21 protein-coding genes are annotated in these 17,335 nt (G+C 66.2%); 13 read left to right on the forward strand and 8 right to left on the reverse strand.

Translation table 11 applies throughout. The features are described from left to right. Positions 1-40: 40 nt before the first annotated feature. The 5 genes from SY26_RS10925 to rph are packed head-to-tail and all read right to left on the reverse strand — an operon-like array spanning position 41 to position 3,249. Positions 41-397, reverse strand: coding sequence for a YbaN family protein (locus tag SY26_RS10925; RefSeq protein ID WP_046000527.1), 357 nt, complete (start codon positions 395-397; stop codon positions 41-43). 3 nt (positions 398-400) lie between these two features. Further along, positions 401-1,567: a radical SAM family heme chaperone HemW gene (hemW, locus tag SY26_RS10930; protein WP_046000528.1), complete on the reverse strand. Its 1,167-nt coding sequence runs from the start codon at positions 1,565-1,567 to the stop codon at positions 401-403. Continuing rightward, a complete protein-coding gene (locus tag SY26_RS10935; protein ID WP_046000529.1) occupies positions 1,564-1,938 on the reverse strand; it encodes a RidA family protein in 375 nt (124 codons plus the stop codon). The genes hemW and SY26_RS10935 overlap by 4 nt, the downstream gene beginning before the upstream one ends. Beyond that, positions 1,931-2,539 carry a non-canonical purine NTP pyrophosphatase gene (locus tag SY26_RS10940; protein WP_046000530.1) on the reverse strand — a complete coding sequence of 203 codons (609 nt, stop codon included), beginning with the start codon at positions 2,537-2,539 and terminating at the stop codon, positions 1,931-1,933. Before SY26_RS10940 ends, SY26_RS10935 begins: the two co-directional genes overlap by 8 nt. Next, entirely contained in the window at positions 2,536-3,249 is a 714-nt protein-coding gene (gene rph / locus SY26_RS10945) for a ribonuclease PH (RefSeq protein ID WP_046000531.1), read from the reverse strand. The genes SY26_RS10940 and rph overlap by 4 nt, the downstream gene beginning before the upstream one ends. A gap of 86 nt (positions 3,250-3,335) precedes the next feature. On the opposite strand from rph, the gene hrcA reads away from it, so the two are divergent. The 11 genes from hrcA to SY26_RS11000 all read left to right on the forward strand — a co-directional run bounded on the left by hrcA (position 3,336) and on the right by SY26_RS11000 (position 13,021). Further along, positions 3,336-4,391 (forward strand): heat-inducible transcriptional repressor HrcA, encoded by a 1,056-nt coding sequence (hrcA, locus tag SY26_RS10950; RefSeq protein WP_046000532.1) that lies wholly within the window; start codon positions 3,336-3,338, stop codon positions 4,389-4,391. A gap of 6 nt (positions 4,392-4,397) precedes the next feature. After that, the gene (locus SY26_RS10955) at positions 4,398-4,928 is read left to right on the forward strand and encodes a nucleotide exchange factor GrpE (RefSeq protein WP_045981894.1); all 531 of its coding nucleotides are present in this window, start codon (positions 4,398-4,400) and stop codon (positions 4,926-4,928) included. A 107-nt stretch (positions 4,929-5,035) separates the two neighbouring features. Next, positions 5,036-5,620, forward strand: coding sequence for an S-(hydroxymethyl)glutathione synthase (gene gfa, locus SY26_RS10960; RefSeq protein ID WP_139598320.1), 585 nt, complete (start codon positions 5,036-5,038; stop codon positions 5,618-5,620). Between the two features lie 108 nt (positions 5,621-5,728). Beyond that, positions 5,729-6,859: an S-(hydroxymethyl)glutathione dehydrogenase/class III alcohol dehydrogenase gene (locus tag SY26_RS10965; RefSeq protein WP_046000533.1), complete on the forward strand. Its 1,131-nt coding sequence runs from the start codon at positions 5,729-5,731 to the stop codon at positions 6,857-6,859. 79 nt (positions 6,860-6,938) lie between these two features. Next, positions 6,939-7,571: an ATP-dependent Clp protease proteolytic subunit gene (locus SY26_RS10970; protein WP_045981891.1), complete on the forward strand. Its 633-nt coding sequence runs from the start codon at positions 6,939-6,941 to the stop codon at positions 7,569-7,571. Beyond that, positions 7,568-8,089 carry a GNAT family N-acetyltransferase gene (locus tag SY26_RS10975; RefSeq protein ID WP_046000534.1) on the forward strand — a complete coding sequence of 174 codons (522 nt, stop codon included), beginning with the start codon at positions 7,568-7,570 and terminating at the stop codon, positions 8,087-8,089. Before SY26_RS10970 ends, SY26_RS10975 begins: the two co-directional genes overlap by 4 nt. After that, the gene (gene fghA, locus SY26_RS10980) at positions 8,079-8,912 is read left to right on the forward strand and encodes an S-formylglutathione hydrolase (protein ID WP_046000535.1); all 834 of its coding nucleotides are present in this window, start codon (positions 8,079-8,081) and stop codon (positions 8,910-8,912) included. Before SY26_RS10975 ends, fghA begins: the two co-directional genes overlap by 11 nt. Before the next feature lie 169 nt (positions 8,913-9,081). After that, on the forward strand, positions 9,082-10,884 hold the full coding sequence (locus SY26_RS10985) for a methanol/ethanol family PQQ-dependent dehydrogenase (RefSeq protein ID WP_046000536.1): 1,803 nt from the start codon (positions 9,082-9,084) through the stop codon (positions 10,882-10,884). A gap of 129 nt (positions 10,885-11,013) precedes the next feature. Beyond that, a complete protein-coding gene (locus tag SY26_RS10990; RefSeq protein ID WP_046000537.1) occupies positions 11,014-11,676 on the forward strand; it encodes a c-type cytochrome, methanol metabolism-related in 663 nt (220 codons plus the stop codon). After that, positions 11,673-12,494 carry a quinoprotein dehydrogenase-associated putative ABC transporter substrate-binding protein gene (locus SY26_RS10995; RefSeq protein ID WP_046000538.1) on the forward strand — a complete coding sequence of 274 codons (822 nt, stop codon included), beginning with the start codon at positions 11,673-11,675 and terminating at the stop codon, positions 12,492-12,494. The genes SY26_RS10990 and SY26_RS10995 overlap by 4 nt, the downstream gene beginning before the upstream one ends. Beyond that, on the forward strand, positions 12,491-13,021 hold the full coding sequence (locus SY26_RS11000) for a PQQ-dependent catabolism-associated CXXCW motif protein (protein WP_046000539.1): 531 nt from the start codon (positions 12,491-12,493) through the stop codon (positions 13,019-13,021). Before SY26_RS10995 ends, SY26_RS11000 begins: the two co-directional genes overlap by 4 nt. Here the strand turns inward: SY26_RS11000 and SY26_RS11005 are convergent. From SY26_RS11005 to SY26_RS11015, 3 genes are read right to left on the reverse strand one after another with little or no spacing between them, the layout of a single operon-like run. Further along, positions 12,996-13,880 carry a YncE family protein gene (locus SY26_RS11005; protein WP_157020478.1) on the reverse strand — a complete coding sequence of 295 codons (885 nt, stop codon included), beginning with the start codon at positions 13,878-13,880 and terminating at the stop codon, positions 12,996-12,998. The genes SY26_RS11000 and SY26_RS11005 overlap by 26 nt on opposite strands. Before the next feature lie 45 nt (positions 13,881-13,925). Beyond that, a complete protein-coding gene (locus SY26_RS11010; RefSeq protein ID WP_045981884.1) occupies positions 13,926-14,483 on the reverse strand; it encodes an SRPBCC family protein in 558 nt (185 codons plus the stop codon). Next, positions 14,480-14,986 carry a DUF3280 domain-containing protein gene (locus SY26_RS11015; RefSeq protein ID WP_046000541.1) on the reverse strand — a complete coding sequence of 169 codons (507 nt, stop codon included), beginning with the start codon at positions 14,984-14,986 and terminating at the stop codon, positions 14,480-14,482. The genes SY26_RS11010 and SY26_RS11015 overlap by 4 nt, the downstream gene beginning before the upstream one ends. A 175-nt stretch (positions 14,987-15,161) precedes the next feature. Here SY26_RS11015 and SY26_RS11020 point away from each other — a divergent pair, with 175 nt between their 5' ends. Both SY26_RS11020 and SY26_RS11025 read left to right on the forward strand, forming a co-directional pair. Beyond that, the gene (locus SY26_RS11020; RefSeq protein ID WP_046000542.1) at positions 15,162-16,334 is read left to right on the forward strand and encodes an ABC transporter substrate-binding protein; all 1,173 of its coding nucleotides are present in this window, start codon (positions 15,162-15,164) and stop codon (positions 16,332-16,334) included. 8 nt (positions 16,335-16,342) lie between these two features. Next, the gene (locus SY26_RS11025) at positions 16,343-17,314 is read left to right on the forward strand and encodes a YVTN family beta-propeller repeat protein (protein ID WP_045981881.1); all 972 of its coding nucleotides are present in this window, start codon (positions 16,343-16,345) and stop codon (positions 17,312-17,314) included. Positions 17,315-17,335: the final 21 nt, after the last annotated feature.

Raw genomic sequence — 17,335 nt, forward strand, 5'->3', positions numbered from 1 at the left:
ATATATAGTATATAGTAAGAAATTTACTGCTAAATCCTGATTATTGGCTGGGTCGCGTTACCAGAAACAGCGCGACCAGCCCACAGATCGCCGCCTGAGTCGCGACGACCCAAGGCGGCATCCCCACCCACCACGAAATGCCGACCCCGGAGCTCATCGCGGTGATGGCCCAGATCTTGGCCAACCGCCCAACGACACCACGTTCCTGCCACGCACGCACGGGTGGTCCGTAGGTGGGGTGATCCAGGATCCGACGCTCCAATGTCGGAGAGGATCGTGCAAAGGCCCACGCGGCGACCAGAAGGAAGGGGACCGTCGGCACCACCGGCAAGGCGACACCGACGATCCCGCACAAGGCAAACAGCCATCCCAAGACCAACCACATCCGGCGCCGCATCGGTCAGGCCGCCAGTTCGCGCAGAATCGCGTTCAGCACCGGCCGGCCCTGCGCGGTTGCCCGGATGCGCCCATCACGGCGGTCGATCATCCCCATGTCGATCAGTGACGTCACCGCATGCTCCTCCAGCGGCTTACCGGACAGGGCCGCATAGCGCGCTTCGTTCAGGCCTTCGGTCAGGCGCAGGGACATCAACAGGTACTCGGTCGCCTGCTCATGCGCGGGAATGGCGTCGCGCGGCACCTCTCCGGTTCCGGTGGTTTCCACCGCCTGCAGCCAGGCTCCGGGCATGCGATGCGCCTCGGTCGCCATGCGTCCGTGTGGCAGGGTCAGCCGTCCATGCGCACCGGGACCGACGGCCGCCCAGTCCCCCTGGCGCCAGTAGACCAGATTGTGACGGCTCTGCGCGCCGGGGCGGGCGTGGTTCGAAATCTCATAGCATCCCATGCCGGCAGCCTCGCACAGGTCCTGGGTGTCGAAATACATGTCGGCTGACAGGTCGTCATCCGGCAGGTCGCGCAGCTTTCCCGCCGCGGCCCGCGCGCCAAAGGCCGTGCCGGGCTCAATCGTCAGCTGATACAGCGACAGATGATCCACGGCCATGGACAGCGCTTCGCGCAGTTCCGCCCGCCAGGCGGTGCGATCCTGGCCCTGTCTGGCATAGATCAGGTCGAAACTGACCCTGTCGAAGACGCTGCGCGCGACGTCGAATGCCGTGCGCGCCTCGGTCACGGAATGCATGCGACCAAGCCGGTGCAGGTCGGTGTCGTTCAGTGCCTGTATGCCCATCGACAGGCGGTTCACACCCGCATCGGCAAATCCGCGAAAGCGGCCCTTTTCGACGCTGGTCGGATTGGCTTCCAGCGATATCTCGATGTCGTTGGCAAAGCCCCATCCGGCCTGGGCGGCGCGGATCACCGCATCGACCGTCTCGGGCAGCATCAGCGATGGGGTACCGCCTCCAAAGAAGATGCTGCCCAGATGCCGGTCCGGCGTTTCGGCGGCAAGGCGCGCGATCTCGGCGGACAGGGCGTCGGCCCATCGGCGCTGATCGACATGGGCCACGACATGGCTGTTGAAATCGCAATAGGGACACTTGGCCGCGCAGAAGGGCCAATGCACATAAAGGCCGAACCCCCCGGTACGCCAATCCTCGCCCGGGACCGTCATCCGCGGAACGCCGTGACTTCGATCTCGACGCGCATCTCGGGGCGGATCAGGCCCGCGACCACCATCGTGGCCGCAGGCCGGATATCGCCAAGCGCATCGGACAGGGCGGGGGCGATGACGTCGACCAGAGCCGCATCGGTGATCGTGTACTGCACCCGGACGATGTCGGCGGGCGCAAAGCCCGCCTGCTCCAGCACCGAAAAGATCGTCGTGAAACAGTTGCGCGCTTGCCGACAGGCATCCTCCGGCATGGTCATGTCGGCATAGTCGTAGCCGGTGACACCCGACACGAAGCACCAGTCGCCCTTGACCACGGCACGGCTGTAGGCCAGCCGCGCCTCGAAGGGCGATCCGGTGGTCAGCCTATGCAAAGCAGGCCTCGATCATGCGCGACACGGCGCGGGCGCGATGGCTGAGGCTGTTCTTGGTCTTGGCGGGCATCTCTCCCAGGGTGACTGGGTGTCCGTCGGGCTGGAAGATCGGGTCATAGCCGTGACCCTCGGCCCCGCGCGGCGGCCAGACGACCTGGCCCGGCAGAACGCCCTCGAACACCTCCTCGTGGCCATCGGGCCACATCAGCACCAGCGTGCAGCGGAACTGCGCGCGACGCGGGGCAGGGGCGTCCGCGGCCTCCAGTTCGCGCCAGGTGCGCTCCATGGCCATGGCGAAATCGCGGCCTTGGGGCGTTTCGGCCCAGTCCGCGGTCTGGACACCCGGCGCGCCGCCCAAGGCATCGACGCAGATGCCGCTGTCGTCCGACAGGACGGGCAGGCCGGTCGCCTGCATGGCGGCGCGTGCCTTGATGCGGGCATTGCCGACGAAGCTGTCCTCGGTTTCGGCGGGTTCGGCCAGGCCCATCTGGGCCGCGCCGACCACCTCGACGCCATAGGGCGCCAGCAGGGCGCGCATCTCGTCCAGCTTGCCGGCGTTGTGCGTCGCGACCAGCAGCCGCTTGTCGGTGAACTGCCTCATGCCACGGCCGCCTTCTGCGCGGCGACCAGATCGGCCATCCCGGCCTCGGCCAGGTCCAGCAGACGTCCCATCTCGTCGCGCGAGAAGGTCGCGCCTTCGGCCGACATCTGCACCTCGATCAGGCGGCCCGCACCGGTCAGCACGAAGTTGCCGTCGGTCCCGGCCTCGCTGTCCTCGGCATAGTCCAGGTCCAGAAGCGGCTGACCCGCATAGATGCCGCAGCTGACGGCCGCCACGTGGTCCAGGATCGGATCGCTGGAGATCGCGCCGGCCTTCAGCAGCTTGTTCACCGCCAGCCGCAGCGCCACCCAGCCCCCGGTGATCGAGGCACAGCGCGTGCCGCCATCGGCCTGGATCACGTCGCAGTCGATGCTGATCTGGCGTTCGCCCAGGGCGCTGCGGTCGATGCCCGCGCGCAGGCTGCGGCCGATCAGGCGCTGGATCTCCTGCGTGCGGCCCGACTGCTTGCCCTGGGCTGCCTCGCGGCGGTTGCGCGTGTTCGTGGCGCGTGGCAGCATGCCGTATTCGGCCGTGACCCAGCCCAGGCCGGTGCCTTTCAGGAAACGCGGCGGGTTGTCCTCGATGGTGGCGGTGCACAGGACATGCGTGTCGCCGCACCGGATCAGACAGGACCCCTCGGCGTGGCGCATCACCCCGGTTTCAATTGAAATCGGACGCATTTGGGCTAGATTCCGGCCGGACGGGCGCATGACTGTTCCTTTTCGTGAGGTTAGGATGCCCATACCGTCCGGGGGCACCATCACGCAACCCCACCGGGGGTCACAAGACGGGGCGCATGAACCAGGAATCGCTGCTGCACGAGATGAACGACCGGTCCCGCGAGGTGTTTCGCCGGGTCGTCGAATCCTATCTGGAGACCGGAGAGCCTGTGGGCTCTCGCACCCTGACCCGCGCGCTGTCCGAAAAGGTCAGCGCCGCGACCATCCGAAACGTGATGCAGGATCTGGAGTTCATGGGCCTGCTGGACAGCCCGCATGCATCCGCGGGGCGCCTGCCGTCGCAGATGGGCCTGCGCCTGTTCGTCGACGGCATGATGGAAATCGACGCCGTCAATTCGACCGACCGTGCCGCCATCGACCAGACGCTTGGCAATGACGACCCCGAGACCGGGGTGCTGCTGGACCGCGTCAGCACGGCGCTGTCCTCGATCACGCGCGGCGCGTCGCTGGTCCTGATGCCCAAGCACGAAGCGCCGATCCGTCATATCGAATTCGTCAGCCTGGGGCCGGATCGGGCGCTGGTGGTTCTGGTCTTTGCCGACGGCCATGTCGAGAACCGCATCTTTACCCCGCCGCCCGGCCAGACCCCGTCCTCGATGCGCGAGGCCGGCAATTTCCTGAACGCCATGGCCGAGGGCAAGACATTGGCCGAACTGCGCGGCCATCTGTCCCAGCAGATCAACGTCCGCAGACGCGAATTGGACGTGCTGGCCGCAGAGTTGGTGGAATCGGGCATCGCGCTGTGGGGCGCCGAGGCCACCGACCCGCGCCTGATCGTGCGGGGACGCGCGAACCTGCTGGACCGCGAGGCCGCCGACCTGGACCGCATCCGCGTGCTGTTCGACGACCTGGAACGCAAGAGCGACATCGTCGAGTTCCTGGAACTGACCGAAAGGGGCGAGGGTGTGCGCATTTTCATCGGCTCCGAGAACAAGCTTTTTTCACTTTCGGGTTCCGCTCTGGTGGTTTCACCCTATATGAATGCCGACCGGAAAATTGTGGGTGCGGTGGGTGTCATCGGGCCGACCCGGCTGAATTACGGCCGGATCGTGCCGATCGTCGATTATACCGCGCAGCTGGTCGGGCGGGTGCTGTCCGGCCGGAAAGGATGAAGTGAAATGACCGAGCAGAACGAACAGCCCATGGACGAATTCATGGATGACCCCCTGGCAGAGCCCGATGACGCGCTGGCCCAGCTGACCGCCGAGCGCGACGAGCTGCGCGACAAGTGGATGCGCGCGCTGGCCGATGCCGAAAACTCGCGCAAGCGGGCCGACAAGGACCGCCGCGACGCCGAGAATTACGGCGGATCGCGCCTGGCACGCGACCTGCTGCCCGTGCATGACGCCCTGACGCGTGCGCTGGACGCCGCGGGAGAGGAGCAGCGCACCGCCGCCGCCGCCCTGATCGAGGGGGTCGAACTGACCCTGCGCGAGCTGTCCAACGTGTTCACCAAGCACGGCGTGACCATCATCCGCCCCGAGGCCGGCGACAAGTTCGACCCCACCCACCACGAGGCGATGTTCGAGGCCGCGGTCCCCGGCACCGTCGCGGGCCACATCATCCAGGTGATGGATAACGGCTTCATGCTGCACGACCGCCTGCTGCGCCCGGCCAAGGTCGGCGTGTCCTCGACCCCCGCCAGCTGACCGATTCGCAGCCCGGTCCGCGGGTCGGGCTGCTACCTTCCGCTGACTTGCCGAATGTTCCCGATGGCGCGACGCTTGGTCACACCGGTCAGCCAGAGGAGGGGATGATGACCAGCACTCAGGGGGTGCATATCCACCCTGCCGTCGATCACGGCATCGCGAAAGGCAGCCCGGGCTTCTCGGGCGGGGTCCTGACGTGTCACTGCGCGACCAACCCGGTCAAGGTCCGGGTCAGCGCGCAGACCGCCCACAACCATGTCTGCGGCTGCACCAAGTGCTGGAAACCCGACGATGCGGTGTTCAGCCAGATCGCCGTGGTGTCCCGCGATTCCGTCGAAGTCCTGGAGGGCGCCGACAAGCTGGAGGTCGTGGACGCTGGGGCCGCAATCCAGCGCCACCGCTGCCGCGAGTGCGGCGTACACATGTACGGCCGGATCGAGAACAAGGACCATCCGTTCTATGGGCTGGACTTCGTTCATACCGAACTGTCGGGGGAGCAGGGTTGGTCGGCGCCGGAATTCGCGGCATTCGTCAGCTCCGTCATCGAATCGGGGGTCGAACCAAGTCGCATGGACGGCATCCGTTCGCGCCTGCGCGAACTGGGGCTGGAGCCCTATGACGCACTGTCCCCTCCGCTGATGGACGCGATCGCCACTAGCATCGCCAAGCGCTCCGGTGCGCTGCCCGCTTGACGGGGATGCGCATTAGACTGGAAGAACAGCCAAGGGGCCGCTTGTCGGCCCCTTAGACCTGACTGAAACGCCCGACCGACAAGCCCGTGAGGGAACAGGAGAATAGTCATGAGAACCCGTGCCGCCGTGGCCCTAGAGGCCGGCAAACCGCTGGAAGTGATGGAGGTCAACCTGGAAGGCCCCAAGGCCGGCGAGGTCATGATCGAAATCAAGGCCACCGGTATCTGCCATACCGACGAATTCACCCGTTCGGGCGACGACCCGGAAGGCATCTTCCCCGCCATCCTGGGCCATGAGGGCGCGGGCGTCGTGGTCGAGGTCGGCCCCGGCGTCACCTCGCTGAAGGTCGGCGATCACGTCATCCCGCTCTACACGCCCGAATGCCGCGAATGCGCGTCCTGCCTGTCGGGCAAGACGAACCTGTGCACCAAGATCCGCGCGACCCAGGGCAAGGGCCTGATGCCCGACGGCACGACCCGCTTCAGCATGCTGGATGGCACGCCGATCTATCACTACATGGGCTGCTCGACCTTCGCCAACCACACGGTCCTGCCCGAGATTGCAGTCGCCAAGGTCCGCGACGACGCGCCCTTCGACAAGATCTGCTATATCGGCTGCGGCGTGACCACCGGCATCGGCGCGGTCATCAACACTGCCAAGGTCGAGATCGGCGCCAAGGCCGTGGTGTTTGGCCTGGGCGGCATCGGCCTGAACGTCGTGCAGGGCCTGCGGCTGGCGGGCGCTGACATGATCATCGGCGTCGATCTGAACAACGACCGCCGCGAGATGGCCGAACGCTTCGGCATGACGCATTTCGTCAATCCCAAGGAAATCGACGGCGGCATCGTCCAGCACATCGTCGAGATGACCAAGACCCCCTTCGACCAGATCGGCGGCGCCGATTACAGCTTTGACGCGACCGGCAGCACCAAGGTGATGCGCGACGCGCTGGAATGCACCCATCGGGGCTGGGGCGTGTCGGTGATCATCGGCGTGGCCGCGGCGGGCGCCGAGATCAGCACCCGCCCGTTCCAGCTGGTCACCGGCCGGGTCTGGAAGGGCACGGCCTTCGGCGGCGCACGCGGGCGGACCGACGTGCCCAAGATCGTCGACTGGTACATGGACGGCAAGATTGAAATCGACCCGATGATCACCCACACGATGCCGCTGGACGACATCAACAAGGGCTTCGATCTGATGCATCACGGTGAATCGATCCGCTCGGTCGTCCTTTACTGATCCTTCATGGCTGCTTAGGTAAAAGAACGGCGGGGCCCCGGTCCCGCCGTCGCCATGAGAGAGAACAAGGAGCAGGCCGATGCGTCACCAGTGGCTGGACGATGACGACGACGAACCGCAAGAAGACGACCGCCGCCACAAGGAAGAGGGCGGGCTGGGCCTGCCCGAAGGCGACAAGATCGGCAAGCTGTACTTCAAGTCGCGCACGGTGATCGTCGCCGGCGCCATCAACGACAAGCTGGCGCAGCGCACCGTGGCCCACCTTCTGGCCCTGGCCGAGGAAAGCGACAAGCCGATCAACATGCTGATCTCGTCCCCCGGCGGGCATGTGGAATCGGGCGACATGATCCACGACGTGGTCAAGTTCATCCGTCCCACCGTGCGCACCATCGGGTCGGGATGGGTCGCCAGCGCCGGCGCGCTGATCTTCGTCGCGGCGAAGAAGGAAAACCGCTACTGCCTGCCCAACACCCGCTTCCTGATCCACCAGCCCTCGGGCGGGATCGGCGGCACGTCCTCGGACATGATGATCCAGGCGGAACAGGTGCGTCTGATGCGCGATCGCCTGAACCAGATCTTCGCCGAGGCGACCGGTCAGAAGGTCGAGCGGATCGAGAAGGACACGCAGCGCGATTTCTGGCTGAACACGCAGGAGGCGCTGGATTACGGCCTGCTAGGCCAGGTGATCCGCAGCGCGGACGACCTGAAATGACGGCAGGGGGCGGATTGACCATCCGCCCGGCCACCCCCGCCGATCACGATGCGATCTGGGCCATCCTGGAGCCCGTCTATCGTGCCGGAGAAACCTATTGCATCCCCTGTGACATCACCCGCCCCGAGGCGATCGCTGACTGGTTCGCGCATCCCTTTACGGCCTTCGTCGCGGTGCTGGACGGCCGCATCCTGGGGACCAGCCATGTGGGCGCGAACCGCCCCGCAGGCGGGTCGCATGTCGCCAACGCGTCCTTTGCGACCCATCCGGACGCGCGGGGCCGGGGCGTCGCCCGCGGGCTGGTCGAACATGCGAAATCATGGGCCGCCGCGCAGGGATTCGCCGCGATGCAGTTCAATTTCGTGGTGTCGACCAATGCCGATGCCGTCCATTTGTGGCAGAAGGCCGGATTTTCCATTGTCGGCCGGCTGCCGGGGGCGTTTCGTCATCCCCAGCTTGGACCGGTCGATGGGCTGGTCATGTTCCACACCCTGAAGGGAGAGCCCGATGAGCCTTGAGACCCTGTCCGAAACCCGCAGCTTCGGCGGCACCCAGGGCGTCTATCGCCACAAGTCGCAGGCCACCGGCACCGACATGACCTTTGCCGTCTACCTGCCAGAGATGGCGCTACACGGGCGCGTACCGGTTCTGTGGTACCTGTCCGGCCTGACCTGCAACCACGAGAACGCGATGACCAAGGCCGCCGCCCAGCAGTGGTGCGACGAGGCCGGCATCGCCATCATCTTTCCCGACACCTCGCCCCGCGGCGAGGGTGTGGCCAACGACGAGGCCTATGACCTGGGCCAGGGCGCGGGCTTTTACGTGAACGCCACGCAGGACCCGTGGAAGCCGCATTTCCAGATGTGGCATTACATCGTCCATGAACTGCCCGAACTGGTGTCCGACAACTTCGCCATCGACCGCGATGCGATGGGCATCACCGGCCATTCGATGGGCGGGCACGGCGCGCTGACCATCGCGATGACCCATCCCGACCGCTACAAGTCGGTGTCGGCCTTCTCTCCGATCGCGAACCCGACGGAATCGGACTGGGGTCGCAAGCAGTTCACGGCCTATCTGGGCGAGGATCGCGCCACGTGGCGGGCCCATGACGCGACGCTGCTGATGACCGAGAAGGGCTATCCCGGAGAGGTGCTGATCGACCAGGGCGCCAACGACCAGTTCCTGGACCTGCTGCGTCCCGAATCGTTGGCCCATGCGATGATGGCACGCCGCCAGCCCGGTCAGTTCCGCATGCATCCGGGCTATGACCACAGCTACTTCTTCGTTCAGAGCTTCATGGCCGACCACGTCTTCTGGCATGCCGAACGGCTGGTCTGAACCGATTGCCGAACATTCCCGACGCCCCTGCCGTTTTCCCATAAGACTTTAGGGGCAAAGGGCAGGGGCCGCGATTGACGCAAGGGGGTGCCCGACCAACTACTTGGACATGGAATGCCGCGGGGGGAGGAAATCCGCGGCGCTTATCCAGGGAGCGGAGGAGCACTCGATGAAACATCTCTTGAACAGCGCGGCTGTCGCGCTGCTTTTGACCGGCGCATCGGCTTACGCGAATGAAAGCGTCCTGACCGAGACCGCCGAGGCCGGACAATGGGCCATCCAGACCGGCGACTATGCCAACACCCGGTATTCCGAACTGGACCAGATCACCCGTGAGAACGTCGGCGATCTGCGCGTCGCCTGGACCTTCTCGACGGGCGTGCTGCGCGGACACGAGGGCGGGCCGCTGGTCGTGGACAACGTGATGTATGTCCACACGCCCTTTCCGAACAACATCTTCGCGCTGGACCTGAACGACAACGGCAAGATCCTGTGGCGCTACACGCCCCAGCAGGACCCCGAGGTCATCGCGGTCATGTGCTGCGACACCGTCTATCGCGGTCCGGCCTATGCAGACGGACTGATCCTGTCGCACCAGGCCGACACGACGCTGGTGGCGCTTGACGCCAAGACCGGCGAGGTCAAGTGGTCGGTCAAGACCGGTGACCCGGCCATCGGCGAGACGAACACCGCGACCGTGCTGCCCGTGGGCGACAAGGTGATCGTGGGCGTGTCGGGCGGCGAATACGGCGTGCGCGGCCGCGTCACCGCCTACAGCCTGGCCGACGGGTCCGAGGTCTGGAAGGCCTATTCGACCGGCCCCGACGAGGAGATGCTGGTCGATCCGGAAACCACCATGCACCTGGGCAAGCCCATCGGTGCCGACAGCTCGCTGAACAGCTGGGAAGGCGATCAGTGGAAGATCGGCGGCGGTTCGACCTGGGGCTGGTATTCCTATGACCCGGACCTGAACCTGATCTATTACGGCACCGGCAACCCGTCGACCTGGAACCCGTCGCAGCGTCCCGGTGACAACCGCTGGTCCATGACCATCATGGCCCGCGACGCCGATACCGGCATGGCCAAGTGGTTCTACCAGAAGACGCCCCATGACGAATGGGACTATGACGGCGTGAACGAGAACATCCTGGTCGACAAGGAAATCGACGGCCAGATGCGCAAGCTGCTGGTGAACTTCGACCGCAACGGCTTCGGCTACACGCTGGACCGCGAGACGGGCGAACTGCTGGTGGCCGAAAAGTTCGACCCGGCCGTCAACTGGGCGACCGAAGTCGATATGAACAAGGACTCCGAGACCTACGGCCGTCCTCTGGTCGTGTCGGAATACTCGACCGCCCAGAACGGCGAGGACACCAACACCACTGGCGTCTGCCCGGCGGCGCTGGGATCCAAGGACCAGCAGCCGGCGTCCTATTCGCCGAAGACCGGCCTGTTCTATGTGCCGACCAACCACGTCTGCATGGACTATGAACCCTTCCGCGTCGCCTATACCGCGGGTCAGCCCTATGTCGGCGCGACGCTGTCGATGTATCCGGCCCCCGAAAGCCATGGCGGCATGGGCAACTTCATCGCCTGGGACGCCGTCGCGGGCGAGATCAAGTGGTCGCTGCCGGAGCAGTTCTCGGTCTGGTCGGGCGCCCTGGCGACCGCGGGCGACGTGGTCTTCTACGGCACGCTGGAAGGTTACCTGAAGGCTGTCGACGCCGAGACGGGCGAGGAGCTCTACAGCTTCAAGACGCCGTCGGGCATCATCGGCAACACGATGACCTACGAGAACAACGGCAAGCAGTATGTCGCGGTTCTGTCGGGTGTCGGCGGATGGGCCGGCATCGGTCTGGCGGCCGGTCTGACCAATCCCAATGACGGTCTGGGTGCCGTGGGCGGCTATGCGGCCCTCAGCGACTATACCGAATTGGGCGGTCAGCTGACCGTGTTCGAACTGCCGGACTGATCTGCCGGCCGCGGGGCGTCTCATACTTTCGTTCCGCATACGCAAGCGTGACCTATGACGGCGCCGCCCCAGCACTAGACTGGGGCGGAACCGTCTGAGGAGACAGACGACTTTGGGAGGACTTCCGACATGAAAGCCATCACCAGCCTCACGGCGCTGGTCCTGGGCGCGTCCTTGGCCGGCATGGCTTGGGCGCAGACCGAAACGACGCCCCCGGCGGACGCGGGCGCTGGTGCGGCCGCCGCCGTGTCGGGTGATGCCGCGGCAGAGGCCCCCGCCGATGCCGCAGCCGCCGAACCTGCAGCCGACGCAGCCGCCGAAGGGACCGAGACCGCAGCGGCAGGCGCCCATGTCCTGCCCAACGGCCAGGACATGACCCCGGTCGAGGAACTGGACGGCCGCTGGCGCAATGACGAGGGCATTCCGACCTTCAAGGTCGAAGATGGCGTCGTCGATTTCGCGACCTTCAACGGTTTCCGCCGCTATCACGCGGAATGCCATGTCTGCCACGGTCCTGACGGCGAGGGGTCGACCTACGCCCCTGCGTTGAAGGAATCGGTGCTGCGCATGGATTATTACGACTTCATGCAGACCGTGGCGTCGGGCCGGCAGGGCACGAACTCGGTCATGCCGGCCTTCGGCACCAACAAGAACGTCTGGTGCTATATCGACGACATCTATGTCTATCTGCTGGCGCATGGCACCGGCGAGATCGGTCGCGGTCGTCCGGCGGAACGCGCCGACAAGTCCGAAGACTATACCGCGCAGGAAGATTCCTGCATGTCCAGTTGACGGCCCTAGGACGCCTTGCCGGGCTGGTGCTGGCGGTGGGGGTTTTGTCCACCCCGGCCGCGGCCCAAGTGGCGGACCTGCGCTCCACCACCCAGTTTCGGGTCTGCGCCGACCCCGCGAACGCGCCGATGTCCAGCCGCGACGGCAGCGGGTTCGAGAACAAGCTGGCCGAGTTCTTCGGCCAGCAGCTTGGACTGCCGGTGACCTATTTCTGGTTTCCTTCAGGCATGGGGTTCGTGCAGCGCACCCTGCGGGAGGGCAACTGCGACGTGGTGATCGGCTATGCTCAAGGGGACGAACTGGTCCAGAACACCAACCATTACTACACCTCGATCTATGGCATCGTGACGCGCAAGGACGGTCCACTGGCCAAGGTTTACCGCCTCAGCGACCCGGCGCTGAAGGAGGTCGGCATCGGCGTCGTGGCCGGAACGCCGCCTGCCACGCATCTGGCGCGGGCGGGTCTGGCGCCCAACATGCGCGGCGCGGATCTGTTCGTTGACCGCCGGGTCGAGGATCCGATGGGCGATCTGCTGGAGGATGTCCGCAGCGGTGCGACGGGCGCCGCCGTGCTGTGGGGCCCGTTGGCCGGACCGCGCGTCAAGGACGACCCCGACCTGCAATTCACGCCCCTGCTGCACGAGGAGGCGTCGCCGCGCCTGTTCTTCCGCATCACCATGGGCGTGCGCCCCGAGGAGCAGGAATGGAAGCGCGAGCTGAACAGCTTGATCCGTCGCAATCAGGACGGCATCAACCAGATCCTGCACGATGCCGGGGTACCGCTGGTCGACGACTATGGCAAGGAAGTGCTGCCGTGATCCGCCTGCTGGTGCTGGCGCTGCTGCTGGCACCAGCAGCGCGGGCCGAAACCGTGCCCGAGCCCGATACCTATCACGGCGAACCCTATCGCTCTCCGGTTCCTGCAACCCTGGCCGGGGCGCAGGTCATCGATGTGGGTCAGGCCATCGCCCTGCAGGGGCAGGCGGCGTTTCTGGACGTGCTGCCGCGGCCCAAGGCCAAGCCCGCGGGCCTTCCAGAAGGGACGATCTGGAACGAGCCGCCCCACCGCTCGATTCCCGGGGCCGAATGGTTGTGGGACACCGGGTACGAAGCCCTGTCCCCTGCCGAGGAAGCGCGCCTGCGCGACGGGCTGACCCGCGCCAAGGCCGGCGATCCCGATCGCCCCGTGGTGATCTTTTGCCGGTCCGACTGCTGGATGAGCTGGAACGCCGCGCGGCGGGCGGTCGAATGGGGCTTTGACCCGGTGATCTGGTTCCCCGGCGGCACGGATGCCTGGGAACAAGCCGGCCAGCCGCTGGTCACCGTGGAGCCTGTCGCCCCGTAAAGCTGCCGAAGGCGCGGGGACCTGATGGCATGTCGATGATGTGCGTCACCACCAGCGTCTTGGCGTCCAGAATCGTAAGTGTGTCCGAATCCCAGTTCGCGACGGCGACGCCGCTGCCGTCGGGCAGGGTCGCGATTCCTTCGGGATAATCGCCCACGGTGACGGTCGCCACCGGGTTCAGCGTGGCCGCGTCGAACACGGTGACGGTGCCGTCATACTGATCGGTGACGAAACCCCGCCCCCCGGCAAAGGCGACGGCATAGGGATGGCTGCCGGTTGGCACCCGGCCCGTCAGCTGCCCTGCGACCGGATCGATGACCGACACCATATCCCCCTGCACATCCGCCGAAAACAGCCGCCCGTCATGGAAGGTCACGCCGAAGGGATGCGCCCCGGCCGTCGCCACGCGATGCAGCAGCGCGCCCGTCCCTGCGTCAAAGATGCTGATCTGATCCGCATCACGATCCGCCGTGGCCACCAGGCCCATACCGTCGGTCGCCACGCCCGCCGGCGTGTCGCCGGTGGGCGCGCTCCAGACCGGCTGCAGGTCGGCGTCCAGCCGCGTCAGCCGCGCACCGTACCAGTCGGTGACGAAGACCCCGCCATCGCCCGCCGCGGCCAATCCGAAGGCCCCGGCGCCCAGGTCCCGATGGGCCAAGGGCAAGGCGTCTTCGTCCAGCACGTGCAGGCGTCCGCTGTCGGCGGCAATGACATAGACGCGCCCGGCCTGCGGGTCATAGGCTACAGGCGCAGGGGCATCTGGAATGTCGGCCGTCGCGACGATCGCGCCCGTCCCCAGGTCGATCACCGACAACGCATCGGCGTTCTGCGAGGTCACGAACGCAAGATCCCCGGCCAAGACCGGGGACCCTGTCAGCAGCAGCGCCAGGAAAGCACCCCGCACCTATTCGACGCGGCCAAAGCGTTCCGCCAAGGCGTCCAGCCCGGCCTGATAGACGCCGTCGACCGCCGCGATGGCAGCATCGTCGTTCAGTTCGGCCGGGGGTTCGTTGTTCGGGAAACCGCGATAGAAGCCGCCCTTCCACAGGACCTCGGCCTTGCCGTCCTTGTCGCTGACCTGCAGCGTCGAGGAGTAGTTGGTCACCGGCAGGACCGCCGTGTCGACCTCGGTGATCATGTACTTGTACATCATCTTGTCGTTGTCGATGGCCATCAGCTGTTCGGTGATGGTGGGCGCCCCGTCGCCGTTCAGCGTCAGCACGCGGGTCGATTCGTCGGGAACGTCCGCCGCCGCGCCCTCGGGCGTCATCGCGGTCGATGCGACCACCGGATGCCAGCTCATGTCGTCGAAGCGGCCGATCACCTCCCACACCTCGGCGGGGGTGGCATCCAGCGTCACGGTCTTTTCCGTCTTCAGGCGCGACGGGCCATGCGCCCCCGCCATCCCCGTCAGGGCCAGCACCGCACCAAGCGCGCCCGCCAGAACTGTCGTCGTCCTCATTCCTTCCGTTCCTCCCGAAAGATCACATTTCTCAGCAGATAGCTGTAGCCGCGCCGGAACGCGTCATCGGTGTTGCCGCGGATCTCGACCGATCCGGCGCGCACGGTCTCTCCGGTTTCGGCATCGCGCAGGGTCAGATTGACCGACTGGATCAGGTTGGAGACCTTCTGCACCTCTCCGGCGATGGCATAGTCCGATCCCATCCCGCGGGCGATCTTGGTATCGGCGCCGTTCGACCGGACCGGGTTCAGGATGCCCGCCACCGCCTCGGCCGGGGGCGGGGTCAGGGCAAAGCCGCGTCCGGTCAGGTCTTCGGCGATGAAATCCTCGACCATGGCGATGCGCGCGGTTTCGTCCGCGCGGACGCCGTTGATGGCGCCCTCGGTCGAGGTGTCGATGTAATGCAGGCCGAACCAGGTCGCGGTCCCCGGGGGCGGTGCCGGCTGGGCAAGGGCGGCCATGGGGGCCAGCAGCAAGGCCGATATCAGGCTGAAACGGGTCATCCCCTGACCATGCGCCGGGGTCGGGCAGGCGTCCATTAAGACAAAAGGTGCAGCCGCCCCCGACTTTGGGTTGAGGGAAAAGTTCCCGGACGAAACGGGAACAATAACCGGCTTGCCGCATCCCGGATCACCCCCCACCATGCCTGCAGGGAGAGACGAAATGTTCAAAGGAATCATGGGACTTTTGGCTGGTGCCGTGGCACTGGCCCAGCCCGTCGCGGCCCAGACCCCGGACCCGGTGCAGATCCGCACGGCCGTGCTGCGGGTCGACGACCCTGGCCTGCCGCCGATCTCGCGGCTGGACCTGATGCCCGCCGATCTGGGCTTTGCGGGCGCGCGCCTGGCCATCGAGGACAACGACACCACCGGCCGCTTCATGGGCCAAGACTTCGAGGCCGAGGAGGTGGCCGCCACCCCCGAGACCGCCGAGGCCGAGATGGCACGCCTGCTGGACGAGGGGGTGCAGTTCATCGTGCTTCTGGCCGATGACGCGACGACCCTGGCCCTGGCCGATCAGGCGGGGGACCGGGCGATGGTCTTCAATGCGATGGCGCGCGGCGACAACCTGCGCGGGAACGATTGCCGGTTCAACACGATCCACGTCGCGCCAAGCCGTGCGATGCTGACCGACGCCATGACGCAGTTCCTGATGTGGAAGAACTGGCCCCGCTGGTTCCTGATCCACGGCAGCCACCCCGAGGACCAGGCGCTGGCCCAAGCCTGGCGCACCAGCGCCGCCAAGTTCGGCGCCCAGATCGTCGAGGAGCGTGAATACACCGATACCGGCGGCGCGCGCCGCACCGACAGCGGTCACGTGCAGGTGCAGGCGCAGATGCCCGTCTTTACGCAGCGCGCCGCGGACCATGATGTGGTCATTGCCGCGGACGAGGCGGACGTCTTTGCCGCCTATCTGCCCTATCTGACCTGGGACGCGCGCCCGGTGGCGGGCTCTGCCGGGCTGGTGCCGCGCAGCTGGCACCCGGCGATGGAGGCCTGGGGCGGCACCCAGTTCCAGAACCGCTTCGAGAAGCTGGCCGCCCGCCCGATCCGCGAGGAGGATTACCAGACCTGGCTGTCGCTGCGCATCGTCGGAGAGGCGGCGACCCGCACCAATTCCGGCGACCCCGCCGCGCTGAAGGAGTTCATCCTGTCCTCCGATTTCGACGTCGCGGGGTTCAAGGGCCAGGCCCTGACGGTGCGCGACTGGGACCACCAGGTGCGCCAACCCATCCTGCTGACCACCGGCGTGCTGACCACCTCGGTCAGCCCGCAGGACCAGTACCTGCATCAGACCAGCCAGCTGGACACGCTGGGCGTCGACCGCCCCGAAACCCAATGCCAATTCTGAGAGGCCGCATGCGACATCTTCTGAGTGCCACCACCGGGCTTGCGCTGATGCTTGCCGCCGGACCCGCCCTGGCGAACCGCGTCTTCGTCACCAACGAACGCAGCAACGACGTCACCGTCCTGGACGGAGAGACGTTTGAGGTCATCGGGACCTATCCCGTGGGCAACCGCCCCCGCGGCATCACCATCAGCCCCGACGGGACCGAGCTGTATGTCTGCGCGTCGGACGACAACTTGGTGCGCGTCTTCAACCCTGAGACGATGGAGGAGATGCACACCCTGCCGTCCGGTCCGGACCCGGAACTGTTCGTGCTGCACCCGTCGGGCAACCCGCTGTTCATCGCCAACGAGGACGACAACATCGTCACCGTGGTCGACACCAAGACCCACCAGATGCTGGCCGAGGTGCCGGTCGGCGTCGAGCCCGAGGGCATGGGCGTCAGCCCCGACGGCAAGGTCGTGATCAACACGTCGGAAACGACGAACATGGCGCATTTCATCGACACCGAGACGTTCCAGATCACCGCCAACGTGCTGGTCGACAGCCGCCCGCGCTTTGCCCAGTACACGGCCGACGGAACCAAGCTGTACGTCACGTCCGAGATCGGCGGCACGGTCAGCGTGATCGACCCGGCCACGCAGACGATCACCAAGAAGATCAGTTTCGACATCCCCGGTGTCCTGCCCGAGGCGATCCAGCCGGTCGGCGCGCGCGTGACGTCCGACGGGTCCAAGCTGTTCGTGGCCCTTGGGCCGGCCAACCGGGTCGCCGTGATCGACGCCGCCACCGACGAGGTGACCGATTACCTGCTGGTCGGGCAGCGGGTCTGGCAGCTGGCCTTCAGCCCGGACGAGAAATACCTCTATACCACCAACGGCAATTCCAACGACGTGTCGATCATCGACGTGGCCGCCAACGAGGTCGTCCGCTCGGTTCCCGTGGGGCAGCAGCCCTGGGGTGTCGTCGTCGCCCCGGACTGATCCGGCATCCCTGCATATCCT

It is taken from the genome of Paracoccus sp. 228 (genome assembly GCF_000967825.1).
Taxonomy (GTDB): domain Bacteria; phylum Pseudomonadota; class Alphaproteobacteria; order Rhodobacterales; family Rhodobacteraceae; genus Paracoccus; species Paracoccus marcusii.

Excerpts from the sequence above, each read along its gene's own strand:
- SY26_RS10925 (WP_046000527.1), bottom strand. The coding sequence starts at position 397 with ATGCGGCGCCGGATGTGGTTGGTCTTGGGATGGCTGTTTGCCTTGTGC.
- hemW (WP_046000528.1), bottom strand. The coding sequence starts at position 1,567 with ATGACGGTCCCGGGCGAGGATTGGCGTACCGGGGGGTTCGGCCTTTAT.
- SY26_RS10940 (WP_046000530.1), bottom strand. The coding sequence starts at position 2,539 with ATGAGGCAGTTCACCGACAAGCGGCTGCTGGTCGCGACGCACAACGCC.
- rph (WP_046000531.1), bottom strand. The coding sequence starts at position 3,249 with ATGCGCCCGTCCGGCCGGAATCTAGCCCAAATGCGTCCGATTTCAATT.
- hrcA (WP_046000532.1), top strand. The coding sequence starts at position 3,336 with ATGAACCAGGAATCGCTGCTGCACGAGATGAACGACCGGTCCCGCGAG.
- SY26_RS10955 (WP_045981894.1), top strand. The coding sequence starts at position 4,398 with ATGACCGAGCAGAACGAACAGCCCATGGACGAATTCATGGATGACCCC.
- gfa (WP_139598320.1), top strand. The coding sequence starts at position 5,036 with ATGACCAGCACTCAGGGGGTGCATATCCACCCTGCCGTCGATCACGGC.
- SY26_RS10965 (WP_046000533.1), top strand. The coding sequence starts at position 5,729 with ATGAGAACCCGTGCCGCCGTGGCCCTAGAGGCCGGCAAACCGCTGGAA.
- SY26_RS10970 (WP_045981891.1), top strand. The coding sequence starts at position 6,939 with ATGCGTCACCAGTGGCTGGACGATGACGACGACGAACCGCAAGAAGAC.
- SY26_RS10975 (WP_046000534.1), top strand. The coding sequence starts at position 7,568 with ATGACGGCAGGGGGCGGATTGACCATCCGCCCGGCCACCCCCGCCGAT.
- fghA (WP_046000535.1), top strand. The coding sequence starts at position 8,079 with ATGAGCCTTGAGACCCTGTCCGAAACCCGCAGCTTCGGCGGCACCCAG.
- SY26_RS10985 (WP_046000536.1), top strand. The coding sequence starts at position 9,082 with ATGAAACATCTCTTGAACAGCGCGGCTGTCGCGCTGCTTTTGACCGGC.
- SY26_RS10990 (WP_046000537.1), top strand. The coding sequence starts at position 11,014 with ATGAAAGCCATCACCAGCCTCACGGCGCTGGTCCTGGGCGCGTCCTTG.
- SY26_RS11010 (WP_045981884.1), bottom strand. The coding sequence starts at position 14,483 with ATGAGGACGACGACAGTTCTGGCGGGCGCGCTTGGTGCGGTGCTGGCC.
- SY26_RS11015 (WP_046000541.1), bottom strand. The coding sequence starts at position 14,986 with ATGACCCGTTTCAGCCTGATATCGGCCTTGCTGCTGGCCCCCATGGCC.
- SY26_RS11020 (WP_046000542.1), top strand. The coding sequence starts at position 15,162 with ATGGGACTTTTGGCTGGTGCCGTGGCACTGGCCCAGCCCGTCGCGGCC.
- SY26_RS11025 (WP_045981881.1), top strand. The coding sequence starts at position 16,343 with ATGCGACATCTTCTGAGTGCCACCACCGGGCTTGCGCTGATGCTTGCC.